Genomic DNA, 13083 nt, shown 5'->3' with positions numbered 1-13083 from the left:
TTCTTTCATCTCATAGCTCACGCCGTTTTCAGCGTCTTTCTTATCGAACCAACGTTGGCAGAAGAAGTGAAGTACTGCAATAACAGCCATGATAACTGGCGCCACTACAATCTGGTGGTTAACGAAGTAAGTTGCGGCGTCGATGCCGATAACTTCCGCTGCTTTGAGCGAGTTACCTGATGCTGGACCAAGGTCCAAACAAGCGGTTGTAGCCAACACTGCTGCTGTAGAAGCTGGCGTACAGCCGATGCGAACCAGTACAGGGTACATAGCAACAAGCAGAAGCATTGCTAGACCAACAGCTGAAGGGATAAAGATGTTGATGATCTGGCCAAATACGTAGGTCAGGGCAAGGACGACATATGGGCTCTTAATCAAGGAAAGCGGCTTAGTCGAAACCTGCACCATGGCATTGGCAGCACCAATGTGGTTCATGTAGCTGGAGAAGCCCGCCACACTCATGATGATCAAACCAAGGTTGGCAACCGTGGATGAAGAAAGTGCTTTAATAACAAGGAAGAAGTCGAAAACAATGGCACCAGATGAATTAGTACCAGAAGGCAGGAAATCAGTATTACCGGCAGCGACGCCAATAAGGATCATTAATAGACCGGCTGCAAATAGCGCGGCTTGCGTGTTGTACTTCTTAACAATCAAATAACCCGCACCAAATATGATGGGTAGCGATAGCAATGGGATGATCATGTTTATTCTCGCAAAATATAAATAGGTACAGAATGTTGATGGTTGATAATCAAAATGTGTATATGAGCTTTATTAAATAAAAATCACCAACAACCTTGAATCTATTTAACATCCCTGTATCAAATGTTGCTCCTGCAACGCATAGATCCATGATTTCCTTACGGCATCTAACATCTGGCTTAACTGCAATAACGAAGATGCGATTGACGCTAGCGTAATGGAAATAAGCAAACTGATTTCAAAATTCAAACTTCGAAATCGATTTAACGAATGCCTGACATAATCTTACTGAAAAGAGGTAATGAAATAATGAATACGTCATATTTGTTGCGACCTAGGTCATACTGGGGTCTGTAACAAAACTTGTCTATTGGTGAATGGAGAAATAAGGGTGAAAGGAATTGATTAATTGAGAAGGGATTAAAAATAGAATAATAATATTTGTCAGGGTTTGTGTTGGTCTTGTATCAGTATTGTTATTGTGTTTTACGAACGGAGACCATTAACAACCTAAATGTATTAGGACAATAATGACCCAAACCTTAACAGTTATATTCAATGAATTTCAATGCCTCTTGTTGTTAAAATGCACACAAGGTAGTGACCGGGTAACTTATGCGCCTGTAAGTTGATGAAATCAACCCGTGATGAAGTTCACAAAAGCTGTTATACTCCGCGTACATGGTGAGGAAGTCGTCTTTAATGGCGGCTTTTTTATTGCTTGATAGACATCATTATTGGAACAGTACATTGATTTCAACAGCTAATATCACAATGCAGTTTGGCGATAAGCCTCTGTTTGAGAATATCTCAGTTAAATTTGGTGGTGGTAACCGCTATGGCCTAATCGGAGCGAACGGCTGTGGTAAGTCTACCTTCATGAAAATCCTTGGCGGCGAACTAGAGCAGTCAGGTGGTACTGTTTCACTCGATCCTAACGAACGTATGGCTAAATTGGGCCAGGATCAGTTCGCTTACGAAGAATACTCTGTTGTTGACACTGTAATCATGGGTCACAAAGAGCTTTGGAAAGTCAAAGAAGAACGTGACCGCATCTATGCACTACCAGAAATGTCTGACGAAGACGGTATGCGTGTTGGTGACCTTGAGACTGAGTTCGCTGAAATGGACGGTTACTCTGCTGAAGCACGTGCAGGGGAACTTCTTCTTGGCCTTGGTATTCCAGAAGAGCAGCATTTTGGCCTGATGAGCGCCGTTGCTCCTGGTCTTAAAGTACGAGTTCTTCTTGCTCAGGTACTGTTTGCTGACCCAGATATCATGCTACTTGATGAGCCAACGAACAACCTAGATATTCACACCATTAGCTGGTTGGAAGAAGTGCTTTTGGCGCGTAACTGCACCATGATCATCATCTCGCACGACCGTCACTTCCTAAACAGTGTCTGTACCCACATGGCAGACTTGGATTACGGTGAACTTCGCCTATTCGCGGGTAACTACGATGAATACATGATCGCTGCTGAGCAAGCGCGTGAACGCCTACACGCCGATAATGCGAAGAAAAAAGCACAGATCGCTGAACTGCAAACGTTCGTGAGCCGTTTCTCTGCGAATGCATCTAAAGCGAAGCAAGCGACATCACGTCAAAAGCAGCTTGATAAAATTCAGCTTGATGAAGTTAAAGCATCAAGCCGCCAGTCTCCGTTTATTCGCTTCGATCAGGAAAAAGAACTTTTCCGTAATGCATTGGAAGTTGAAGGTCTTAAGCAGGGCTACGGCGATAACATCCTTATCAACGGTGTTAAGCTGCTGGTAGAAGTGGGCGAGCGCATCGCTATCATTGGTGAGAATGGTATTGGTAAATCTACGTTCTTGAACACCCTTGCAGGTGCGATGGAGCCGATGGATGGCATGATCAAGTGGTCAGAAAACAATAATATTGGCTTCTACGCTCAGGATCATAGTGCTGACTTTGAAGAAGATATGACCCTGCTTGATTGGATGGGGCAGTGGAAGAAAGAAGGCGACGACGAGCAAACCGTTCGTGGCATTCTTGGTCGTATGCTGTTCTCACAAAATGACATCAAGAAGTCTGTGAAAGTGATTTCTGGTGGTGAGCAAGGTCGTATGCTGTTTGGTAAGCTGATCATGCAAAAGCCAAACATCCTGTTGATGGATGAACCGACTAACCACATGGACATGGAATCGATTGAGTCATTGAACTTGGCACTTGAAAACTTTAAGGGCACTTTGCTGTTCGTTTCTCACGATCGCCAGTTCGTATCATCTATTGCAACGCGTATTATTGAGATCACCAAAGACGGTGTTGAAGACTTCCATGGTACGTATGATGAGTATCTAGCGAAGAAGGGCCTAAACGGCTAAAACCGGTCAAGGTTATCTGCTAAGTTTTAAAGCCGCCGATTTCAGGCGGCTTTTTGTTATATTGCGATGATGCGCTTGCTGCGCTTCTTATACAGAAGGAAGAAGAATGAAGATTTGGGTCGATGCTGATGCTTGTCCGAATGTTGTAAAGGAAATTTTATTCCGTGCCGCGAACCGGGTTGGGGTGGCTGTTACGTTAGTGGCAAACCAATTTATTCGTGTGCCGCCATCTCCGCATATTAAATCTATTCAGGTCGAGGCCGGGTTTGATGTGGCTGATAACTACATTGTCCAGCAAGCAGAGCCGGGTGACTTGGTCATTACTGCTGATATTCCGTTGGCTGATGAGCTGATCACCAAAGGTGCCCATGCATTGAACCCACGAGGTGAAATGTATACCAAAGACACGATCAAGCAGCGGCTGCAAATGCGTGATTTCATGGAAACGATGCGCAGCTCTGGTGTACAAACTGGCGGTCCTGCGCCATTGAGCCAGGCGGATAGACAAAATTTCGCCAACAAGCTTGATGCATTTCTCGCAAAGAATCACCGTAAATAGCGAGTTGATTTAATTCGCCATAGTTTCGGGCGGAGAAGCTATTCTTTAGCATCACCGTCCTTGTCTGATTTCTCTTTGTCGCTCTCGGTTGGTTTTTCTTCGTTCGCTTTTTTCTCCTGTTCTTGTTTTTCTTGCTCTTCCTTCTCTTTTTGGGCTTCTTGTTCTTCGAGCACCGCTTTAGGAGTCGATTTCTCTTTCTTTTCCACGCGGTAGGCAAGGGCTAGGCCAAAAGCGGAATTCTCATCGGTAACTAACTCTTCGAGTGCTTTGCTATCGACCTGATCGAGCTGTCCCATTTCGCTGGCCGTGCGTTTGGATTTCCCGATCACTTCGTCATCGGGAAGATCGACCATAATGGTGGCTGCTTCGGTTAGTGCAGTCGCATACTCTTCCGGATCGTTAAGATCATAATCGGAGATCTTCATATGCTGGCGAATTTCTAGCGCCCAATTTAAAGCAAGGAAAGGGACAGTAGTGGTTTTATTGTCTTTACCATCGGGCTTGGGTGGCTTGTAGCTTATGCCATTAAGGAAGTGTACCAGCGAGAGGTATTTGTCATGCTTGAGCTGTTTCATGCCGATGTACTCTGGCAGGTCATCGGGCTTTACCTTCTTACCTTTCTCGTTGACTAACCAAACCTCGTTATCATTGTTCATTTCTGCCCAGAAATCATCACCGGAACCCAATAGGTTGTGGTTTACTTTGACGGTAATAGGGACGCTGGTGCCGCCGTTTGGCATATCCCAGAATGTCGATAGAATGGTAAGCTCTTCTGTTAGGTAGAGCACACCTTCTTCCGGGCCAATGACGACTGTACTCAAAAGCTCGCTATTTTGCCCGGTTTTTCCTGAGCATTGGTAGGTTTCAGGATCTGTCGGCATGGAGTTCTCATCCCATTTCTTTACTCCTTTAGCTCCGTTTATCCGACATAGGTCATCAAACATATTTTTCTGGTCGGCTTTATAACGCTGCAGGTTGGCAAAAATTTGGTCGTAGTCGAGAACGGCTTGGGTGGGTAGGAGTTGATCCAGAGGAATAGTAATCGTATCACCGTTTTCAAGCTCGCTATAGTTGATCTTCTCTGCGTGAGTGAGAGCAGGGGCGAAAAGCATTGCACCAAGAATAAGAGAGCACCAACGCTGACGATACATAAACACAGCCTCAAACCATTTTTTACAACAGTCTAGCAAAACTGGGCCGATCCATATGTTTCAACAGTGAGTGGAGCCATCCCCAAAAGGCGGGTAGGCCTGCTGGGGCGGCGAAGAAAACCGGTGGAATGTGATTAGATACCGAGCTCGTCGAGTAGGTCAAGGTCAACCTCTGCAGAGGCTTTAGTCGTTTTCTCAGAGGGATTAGCGTTACTTTGCGCGGCTGCAATAATGCTGTCGGGATCGCATTCTTCAGCTTGGTCAAATTCTTCCAACTGGATGAACTCAGTTTTGTCCATCGCAAGTTCTAGGTAGAAAATATTGTTCTTTTGTGTGGTGAAGCTGACCCGTCGTGCCTGTGGGCGATCGAGGTTAGTATCAACTGACAATAGTACTTGTTTGTTCAAAGCCAGCATTTTAGGTTGGTTTTGGGTAATTGATACCTGCAACTCCCGGCGAATTTTACCTGTGAAATCACCAACTACCTGATTCATCAACTCGCCAAGGACATCGGCTACTTCATCAGACGAATGATGGATAGCCAATTCATCGGCTGACATCCCCATTTTTAGCATGTAGTCCTGGTAGAGCTCTAACGCTGCCTGGTGAGAGAAGTTAGTCACGACCAGCCCAGTAAAGCCACCATCAAACAGCACGAAACAACCGATATCAGGTTTCAGGCTGGTTTTATTGATTTTTTGCACCATTGCCGAGTAACTAACCGGGCTATCTGTTGCGGCTGTGAGTACGGTAGAGAAGGACTGGCAAAGCTTTAGCAGGATATCGTCGGTAGTAATGACTTGAGTTTTTTTCATTAAGCGTCTTTGTTCATGGATAAAGAGGGGAAGTGTGGCATCAAAAGCATTTGATTGCACTGTAGAAGGCTTAGGGGCTTGAGCTGGCTCACTTTTTTGCCCCTAGTATTGAAATACCCAATAGCGGATTAACGTTGGTGCTTAGGCGAATCGTTGTTCAAGGTATTGGATGATATCGTTGGATTCGTACATCCAAGACACTTCTCCTGATTCATCTTCGATGCGAAGACAAGGCACTTTGCGTTTGCCCCCTCCGCTGATCAGCGCTTGCTCATGAGTCGGCTGCTTGGCATCAACAGTGGCAAGAGGGAGGTTTAATTTTTTTGCTGAGCGGCGAACCTTGACGCAAAATGGGCAGGATTCGAATTGGTAAAGGGACAAGAATTGAACTTGTTGGTTAACTTGCTGCTGTTCTTCTTCAGAACGTTGTTGGGGTTTTGGGGAGAAAACGGCATTGAGCAACAGAATGAGCTTGCCAAGGATGAGGCGGATAACTTTCATTGTAATAGTGTCCTGTGGTTTTTTATTTATCATACCTGTTTCTCTAAGGTCAAAAAACCATACATAAACAAAGGCTATAGCGTAATAGGTTGTATGCTAAGTTACTGAATTAATTTGATAGAAAAGCCCCTTCTGTATCAGTAGAAAAAGCGATCCATGTCACTCTGTCGATATTTAAATTTAGCTAACAATATAAAAAACAAATGAAGCCGTTATCATAATCAATCATAGTAAGCAATCTAGGTCATATCTTGGTGTCTCGTAACAATGCAATTTTGATTTGTGATGACTCGCGGCTTGTACACAGGGCGATGGAAAAGTTTTTTTCTGAGTATAAGGGTATTACGCTTTTTTTCGCAGAGAACGGGCAACAGGCTTTAGAGTGTCTTGCGCAAAATAATATCGATGTGATGTTTCTGGATTTAACTATGCCAGTGTTAGATGGGTTTGGCGTGTTACAAACTATGCCTGTTAATACCTATCCAACGAAAACCATTGTCCTGTCCGCTGATGTACAGCAGCAGGCTATTGAACGCTGTGTTAATGCCGGTGCTAATTTCTTTCTTGCTAAACCTTTTTCGAGACCTCAAATCCGTGCGATTTTGCAGAAGTTGGGTATTGCCTTAAGTAACGAAAGAGGAAGCCTCAGCAGGCAAGCCATCGATGAGGTAACTGCCCCGGTGGCTGAAAGTGACTATGTTTACCAGTTCAAAGAGGTAGCCAATATTGCACTAGGAAAAGGTGCAGCCATTATTTCTGATCATTGCGGTGAGTTTATTACGATGCCTTTACCTAATGTTGCGATGCTAGGGGGAGGGGAGCTTGAAATGATGATCAGTAACCAGCTCCTTCGTGCTGACTCTACTGCCATCGCGCAACGCTTTGTAGGAGGAGGTATACACGGTGAAGCCTTGGTGTGCCTCTATGGTCAAGATATTCGCTTGTTTGGTAAACGGCTAGGCTTCAGCACCTTCGATGATAAACAAAGCGAAGTGATTATTGATATTGCAAACTTAATGGTTTCATCGTTTTTGGTTTCTTTATCTGAACAGATGAATATCCCATTTTCTGTCCGTCAACCTATCTGTATCGAAGAATATATGGTGAGGGGGATCAGTGAAGTGAACAACAATGAGCTATTTACCATCGAATATAGTTACCAATCTGAAAAAATGGATATGGCCTGTGATGTATTGTTGATGATGGATCATGACTCTATGCAAGTGATTAGACGATTTATGGAGACATTACAGTGAATCACCCTGATAGTTTATCTGACTTTCATTTAACCGCGCAGGTTATCGACAATATTGATGCCGGTGTTGTCATGCTCGACAGAGAGTACAGGGTCATGACCTGGAACACTTTCATGCAGGCGTACAGCGGTATTAGCAGTGAACAAATAATGGGGCAGGACCTCTTTCAGGTGATGCCGGACTTACCTGAAAAGTGGTTAAAAAGTAAAATTCAATCTACGTTCAAACTGGGTACGCGCTCATTTAGTTCTTGGGAAGATAGACCCTTTGTTTTTAACTTTACCAATTTTAGCCCTGTTACTGGTGGTATGGTGACGATGTTTCAAAATATCACGCTAACTCCGCTCAAGGCATTGGACGGGGAATATAGACACATCTGTTTGACCGTTACGGATGTATCGGATATCGCAAAGAGTAAAACCCATTTGCGGGAAAGTAACGCCCAGCTCACTCATTTGAGTATTACCGATAAGCTTACCCAGCTATATAATCGTGGGCACTGGGAATCTTGCCTATCGGCTGAATTTGACCAGTGCCGTCACTTTCAAACAGCGTCAAGTTTGGTCATGTTTGATATTGACCACTTCAAGAAAGTCAATGATACCTATGGTCATCTTGCGGGTGATGCGGTGATTAAATCGATTACCAGTCTGCTGCGGAAAGCAAAACGCCAATCAGATCTCGCCGGAAGGTATGGCGGGGAGGAGTTTGGTGTGATCCTCCCGGGAACGAATGCCGAGCTAGCCCAATATTTTACAGAGCGATTGCGTAAGCGTGTTGAAGCGTCGAAAGTGAAAATGGATATCCGTGATATTCAGGTAACTATTAGCTTGGGGGTTTGTGAGTGGGAACCCTGGATGAAATCTTATGAGCAGTGGCTGGAGTGTGCTGATAGCGCGTTATACGACTCAAAAAGGCACGGACGTAACCAGTGTACGGTATATCAAGCCACCTCGGAACAATGTGCTATTATGCCTGGTGTATCATAATGCTGTAAGCCTAAAATATTAATTTCGCCTATGTTATTGGTCTGATTTGTCATAAAATGTCTCCCTATTATGCTTAGGCTAACTATATGATTGTTAAGTTCATTGGTTTAGCATGGGTTAAGTTCATTGGAAGAGTAGATTAGATTATGGTTGTTGAATCTGAAGGTTATCATGCGCTCATCGAGTACTTTACTGAACACCTTTCTCTGTTTGAAAATGCAGAAACAGAAGGCTGTAACGAGACAGTCGAAGATGTGGTGACCGATATGATCGCGACCAATTTAATGACTGTCTTTTCGCAAAATCCCGACCTCGAAGCTGACTTTCGTTTCAAATTGATGCAAGAAGCCGATGCGGTTATGGAAGATTTGAACGAAGTACTGGCAGGTGCTTGGAATCGCTGCCCGACCAACGAGCAAGTGCGTTTCCTCGAGGATTATGTCGGCTTGGTTAAAAACCTGTTCGATAGCGCAATAAGCCTAAACGCAAGATAAATAAAAAGCAGCTTAGTGCTGCTTTTTATATTTTTAACCCCTCTTAAATTATCCCGTTTGAGTATCATTTAATCTGTTGTGCAATAAATTGAGCTGTTCTCATTGATATTATTGATGAAAATAACAATTGAAATCTAATTGTCATATTTATTAAGTAAGTTTGCCTGCAAGATGTCCGGCCTATAACGCAATGATATTGCGAAACGAAAATAATACGTTTCTGTTTTATGGCTGACATATAACTCCAAGATACTGGCTGAACTTAATCAGGGATATGATCAGCATGAAAAACCAGCAGCAGGGCAAATCACGTCTCTCCATCGTTGCCTCAATCCAAATCGTCTTTGTATTACTGGTTACGACCGGTGGCTTACTGACCTTCTTTGGCAATAATGGCTTAAAAAGTGTTGCACAGGAATTTGAAGTTCTAAGCCATCAGGCGCTGCCTGTGACGATGAACTCAAGTGTGATCGTTAGGGCATCATTGCAATCCGCCCAGCATCTCAATGAAATGATCAATAGCTCATCTATTGAAGAGCTGGATATTGCACACCAGTCTTTTGACAACGAACATAAAACAATGGCTACAGCCCTCAATGAGATGCAGCAGCTAGCTGAGCAGAATCAATTAGGCTGGTTGATGAGCGATATACGCACATTGAGTGCCCAGGCAGAGCAGGTAGCGATAACGGCGGCAACCCTATACCAATCGCAGCAAGACATTCTAGTTAATAGAAATAAAATTGAATCCGATAAGGCAATGATGAACTATGCGGTGTCGTCTGTTCGCGCAGAAATGAGCCGGGTGGGCACCGAGGTGTTTGCCGATGATTTGGAAGGCATCAACCATGTGACTAACTTTGTAAATCACTCTCTGGAAATGGCAAGCCACCTGATGGCCTTGATGCTAGAGCGTGATTTATCAAAAGCCGAAGGTTTTGTACGCAGCCTGCAAAGTACAAATTTATCGGGGATGGATTATGCCTGGCGAGAAATGAATCGCCTTGATCCAAGTATTGCCGATTACACCAGTGTTGTTGTTCCTTTTACTATGGTGAAGGAGCTATACAACGAAAAGGGTATTGTTGACCTGCAATTACTAACACTGGCATTGCAGGAACAGCAAGCGGGTAAAGTGCAGGATGCGCAACAGCAAATTGCTTCGATGGCTTCACTCATTAATACGCTTACCGATGGCGCCAATAGGTTGGTTGAGCAAGGTGAAGCAGGCGTCATGGAAGCAAGTGAAAATGCCATGGCATTATTTCTTACCTTCAGTATTGCGGGTTTGGTGGTAGCCATTATTGCAAGTGGCTGGATTAGCCAATCGGTAAAACGCTCACTGCAGAAAATTGACCGTGTTGTGAAGGCAACGAGTCATGGGGATTTAACGGTTAAGGCAGCCCAAGATGCGCCCAAAGAGTTTGCTGTTCTTGGTAGCCTACTTAACCAGTCTAACCGCAATAATAGCCAGACACTCGGCAAGCTGGTCGAAAATAGCCATCAATTAAGCTCGGCAGCTGAAACCAGCCAGAAAGCAGCCTCCCAATCGCGCATTGCCATTAAAGATCAAAGCGATGAGCTAACGGCAATTGCCACTGCGATTACCCAGCTGGAAGTATCAATTAAAGAGATCGTTGCCAGCACCTACGAATCTGAGCAAGAAGCCAAACAAGCCAATGATATGGCTCAGCAAGGCGTTGATATTATCGATGAGAGTACATCTCGTCTGCGTCAGTTGGATGAGCGTTTTGCAGTTAACGAAACCCGTATGAAAGAGCTTGATAACCACGTTGATAAGATCACCGAAGTGGTCGAGTTGATCAGTGCGATTGCCGACAACACGAATTTGCTGGCACTGAATGCAGCGATTGAAGCTGCTCGTGCTGGGGAGCAGGGTAGAGGGTTTGCGGTTGTTGCTGATGAGGTCCGTAAACTGGCCAGTGAAACGAATATGCAGACTGCATCAATACGGACGACGATCAACGAACTGCACCAGGCTGCTCAGGATGCCAATGAGGCGATGGTGGTGAGCCGGAAGGAAATGACCGCTTCGATTGAACTGAGTAGTGAAGTGCAGGCCTCGATCCACCAGATCAAATCGATGATTGCCAGCATCAATGATAAGGTCATCGCTATAGCGGCAGCCACACAGCAACAGGAAAATGCCTCCATCGAGGTTGGGCACAGTGTCGAGCAAGTCTCTCTGAAAGCACAAACGAACAGTCGAGAGCTCAAGACGCTGGTGGAGCAAGCTGGAAGGGTATCGGATGTCGCTCACCAGCAGCAGGACTTGCTGTCAAAGTACAGATTACAGTCATAACAACGAATATTCATTGTAATCACCACAAACGCCAGTAAAATGCTGGCGTTTTTTGTTTTTAGGTAAAGCTGCTATGCGTATCCATGCTGTTCATAAGTTATATGATGAGCGCCTTGCTCGTTCTACTCGTCCATTCCTTGCCCGAGGCGGTAAAGTAGAGCGCTGCTTATTCTGCATGCTACGCAAACATTTGTGTATCTGTTCCAACAAGCCTGAAATTACATCTAATGCCGCCTTTCTGTTGGTGATGTACGATGATGAAGTTCTCAAGCCAAGCAATACTGGTCGTCTGATCGCTGACTTATTCGAAGATACCTACGCTTATATCTGGTCACGTACCGAACCTAACCCAGAAATGCTGGCGTTGCTTGAGGATCCGCAATGGCAGCCTTATGTTGTTTTCCCGGCTGAGTATGCGGCACCCGAGCGTGTTGCAGAGCAAGTAGAGATGGAATCTGGCAAGCGTCCGCTCTTTATCATGCTAGATGGCAGCTGGGCGGAAGCGAAGAAGATGTTCCGCAAGAGCCCATATTTGAACCAGTTCCCTGTCTTATCTATTAATCCAGAAAAGCCTTCGCGCTACAAAGTACGTGAGGCGTCTAAAGAAAACCAGTTAGGGACTGCTGAGGTGGCCGCTCGTATTATTGATTTGTTTGGCGAGCAAAAGAATGCAGATGTTCTGGATCTATGGTTTGATGTTTTTCGCGAAAACTATATGACTGGCAAGTTGAACAGGGTGTTGCCAGAAGACAATGCAATCATCCAGTTACGTGAATACATGGTCAGCTACGCTTAAGCCGCTGAGTGGTGCAAGTGATTGTTGCTGTGGTTAAAATTATGCAACATTTTGATGTTTCTTTCAGCAAACGCGATAGATAGCACCATGCAGCCCTGCTAAATCTGCACCTCGTCACAGTCTGTAGGTGTAGATATGTGGATAATTTTTTCAGTTTTGTTTTTTTCTTATTTTTTTGGAGTGCAGGATGTACTACGGCTTTGATGTAGGTGGAACCAAAATTGAGTTTGGTGCGTTTAACGAAAAACTTGAGCGTGTAGCCACCGAACGTGTGCCAACACCAACTGATAACTATGAGCTATTGGTAGAAACTATCGCTGGCTTAGTAAATAAGTACGATACTGAGTTTGGTTGTGAAGGCACTATTGGCTTGGGCCTCCCGGGTATGGAAGATGCCGATGACGGTACCGTGCTAACAGTGAACGTTCCTGCTGCTAAAGGTAAGCCTCTTCGCAAAGATCTTGAAGCCAAGATTGGCCGTTCGGTAAAGATCGAGAACGACGCTAACTGTTTTGCGCTATCAGAAGCGTGGGATGAAGAGTTACAAGATGAGCCATCAGTGCTTGGCTTGATTTTGGGTACAGGTTTCGGTGGCGGTTTTATTTACGAAGGTAAAGTGTTCTCTGGCCGTAACCATGTTGCTGGTGAAGTAGGCCATACACGCCTTCCAATCGACGCTTGGTTCCATCTTGGCGACAATGCACCTCTGCTAGGTTGTGGTTGTGAGAAGAAAGGTTGTTTGGACAGCTACCTGTCTGGTCGCGGCTTCGAGCTAATTTACACTCACTACTACGGCGAAGAGAAGAAAGCGATCGAGATCATCAAAGCTCATGCTGAAGGTGAGGCGAAGGCTGTTGAGCACGTCGAGCGTTTCATGGAGCTGCTGGCTATCTGCTTTGCCAACCTGTTCACAGCAACTGATCCGCATGTCGTCGCGCTGGGCGGTGGCCTGTCTAACTTCGATCTGATTTACGAAGAAATGCCAAAGCGTATTCCTAAGTACCTACTGTCTGTTGCTAAGTGCCCGAAAATTATCAAGGCAAAACACGGCGATTCAGGCGGTGTGCGTGGCGCAGCATTCTTGAATATTAAGTAATTTCGTATTCTGCTATACACTATTCGCTAATGTAAAAGCACCGCTATGCGGT

12 protein-coding genes are annotated in these 13083 nt (G+C 44.9%); 8 read left to right on the top strand and 4 right to left on the bottom strand.

The window, feature by feature from the left end; translation table 11 throughout:
- Positions 1-702, bottom strand: a 702-nt coding sequence (gene dcuC / locus ACXAGQ_RS28990) for a C4-dicarboxylate transporter DcuC (protein ID WP_475258708.1), incomplete at its 3' end; no start/stop codon positions are given.
- A 753-nt stretch (positions 703-1455) separates the two neighbouring features.
- Here dcuC and ACXAGQ_RS28985 point away from each other — a divergent pair.
- Both ACXAGQ_RS28985 and ACXAGQ_RS28980 read left to right on the top strand, forming a co-directional pair.
- Positions 1456-3051, top strand: a complete 1596-nt coding sequence (locus ACXAGQ_RS28985; protein ID WP_475258706.1) for an ABC-F family ATPase — start codon at positions 1456-1458, stop codon at positions 3049-3051.
- 106 nt (positions 3052-3157) lie between these two features.
- Positions 3158-3610: a YaiI/YqxD family protein gene (locus ACXAGQ_RS28980; protein WP_475258704.1), complete on the top strand. Its 453-nt coding sequence runs from the start codon at positions 3158-3160 to the stop codon at positions 3608-3610.
- Positions 3611-3648: 38 nt separating this feature from the next.
- Here ACXAGQ_RS28980 and ACXAGQ_RS28975 read toward each other — a convergent pair whose 3' ends face one another.
- The 3 genes from ACXAGQ_RS28975 to ACXAGQ_RS28965 all read right to left on the bottom strand — a co-directional run bounded on the left by ACXAGQ_RS28975 (position 3649) and on the right by ACXAGQ_RS28965 (position 6077).
- Complete coding sequence (locus tag ACXAGQ_RS28975; RefSeq protein WP_475258703.1) at positions 3649-4761, bottom strand: ParB/Srx family N-terminal domain-containing protein; 1113 nt, start codon at positions 4759-4761, stop codon at positions 3649-3651.
- A 134-nt stretch (positions 4762-4895) separates the two neighbouring features.
- Positions 4896-5576 (bottom strand): DUF3334 family protein, encoded by a 681-nt coding sequence (locus tag ACXAGQ_RS28970; RefSeq protein WP_475258701.1) that lies wholly within the window; start codon positions 5574-5576, stop codon positions 4896-4898.
- Between the two features lie 141 nt (positions 5577-5717).
- A complete protein-coding gene (locus ACXAGQ_RS28965) occupies positions 5718-6077 on the bottom strand; it encodes a glutathione S-transferase N-terminal domain-containing protein (RefSeq protein ID WP_475258699.1) in 360 nt (119 codons plus the stop codon).
- 254 nt (positions 6078-6331) lie between these two features.
- Between ACXAGQ_RS28965 and ACXAGQ_RS28960 the strand changes: the two genes are divergently transcribed.
- From ACXAGQ_RS28960 to nagK, 6 genes are all read left to right on the top strand, one after another.
- A complete protein-coding gene (locus ACXAGQ_RS28960; protein ID WP_475258698.1) occupies positions 6332-7333 on the top strand; it encodes a response regulator in 1002 nt (333 codons plus the stop codon).
- Complete coding sequence (locus ACXAGQ_RS28955) at positions 7330-8322, top strand: sensor domain-containing diguanylate cyclase (RefSeq protein WP_475258696.1); 993 nt, start codon at positions 7330-7332, stop codon at positions 8320-8322. The genes ACXAGQ_RS28960 and ACXAGQ_RS28955 overlap by 4 nt, the downstream gene beginning before the upstream one ends.
- A 146-nt stretch (positions 8323-8468) precedes the next feature.
- Entirely contained in the window at positions 8469-8816 is a 348-nt protein-coding gene (locus tag ACXAGQ_RS28950; protein ID WP_475258694.1) for a DUF3802 family protein, read from the top strand.
- Between the two features lie 283 nt (positions 8817-9099).
- A complete protein-coding gene (locus ACXAGQ_RS28945; protein WP_475258692.1) occupies positions 9100-11139 on the top strand; it encodes a methyl-accepting chemotaxis protein in 2040 nt (679 codons plus the stop codon).
- Positions 11140-11212: 73 nt separating this feature from the next.
- On the top strand, positions 11213-11935 hold the full coding sequence (locus tag ACXAGQ_RS28940) for a tRNA-uridine aminocarboxypropyltransferase (protein ID WP_475258690.1): 723 nt from the start codon (positions 11213-11215) through the stop codon (positions 11933-11935).
- 187 nt (positions 11936-12122) lie between these two features.
- Entirely contained in the window at positions 12123-13031 is a 909-nt protein-coding gene (gene nagK / locus ACXAGQ_RS28935) for an N-acetylglucosamine kinase (protein ID WP_475258688.1), read from the top strand.
- The last annotated feature ends 52 nt before the right edge of the window (positions 13032-13083 follow it).

This window comes from Photobacterium sp. ABD4_091 (assembly GCF_056160145.1).
This window is presented reverse-complemented; position numbering and strand designations above follow the sequence as displayed.

What these genes read in the sequence shown, in the direction of transcription:
- ACXAGQ_RS28975 (WP_475258703.1), bottom strand. Translation starts at nt 4,761, where the DNA reads ATGTATCGTCAGCGTTGGTGCTCTCTTATTCTTGGTGCAATGCTTTTC.
- ACXAGQ_RS28950 (WP_475258694.1), top strand. Translation starts at nt 8,469, where the DNA reads ATGGTTGTTGAATCTGAAGGTTATCATGCGCTCATCGAGTACTTTACT.
- nagK (WP_475258688.1), top strand. Translation starts at nt 12,123, where the DNA reads ATGTACTACGGCTTTGATGTAGGTGGAACCAAAATTGAGTTTGGTGCG.
- ACXAGQ_RS28970 (WP_475258701.1), bottom strand. Translation starts at nt 5,576, where the DNA reads ATGAAAAAAACTCAAGTCATTACTACCGACGATATCCTGCTAAAGCTT.
- ACXAGQ_RS28940 (WP_475258690.1), top strand. Translation starts at nt 11,213, where the DNA reads ATGCGTATCCATGCTGTTCATAAGTTATATGATGAGCGCCTTGCTCGT.
- ACXAGQ_RS28965 (WP_475258699.1), bottom strand. Translation starts at nt 6,077, where the DNA reads ATGAAAGTTATCCGCCTCATCCTTGGCAAGCTCATTCTGTTGCTCAAT.
- ACXAGQ_RS28945 (WP_475258692.1), top strand. Translation starts at nt 9,100, where the DNA reads ATGAAAAACCAGCAGCAGGGCAAATCACGTCTCTCCATCGTTGCCTCA.
- ACXAGQ_RS28980 (WP_475258704.1), top strand. Translation starts at nt 3,158, where the DNA reads ATGAAGATTTGGGTCGATGCTGATGCTTGTCCGAATGTTGTAAAGGAA.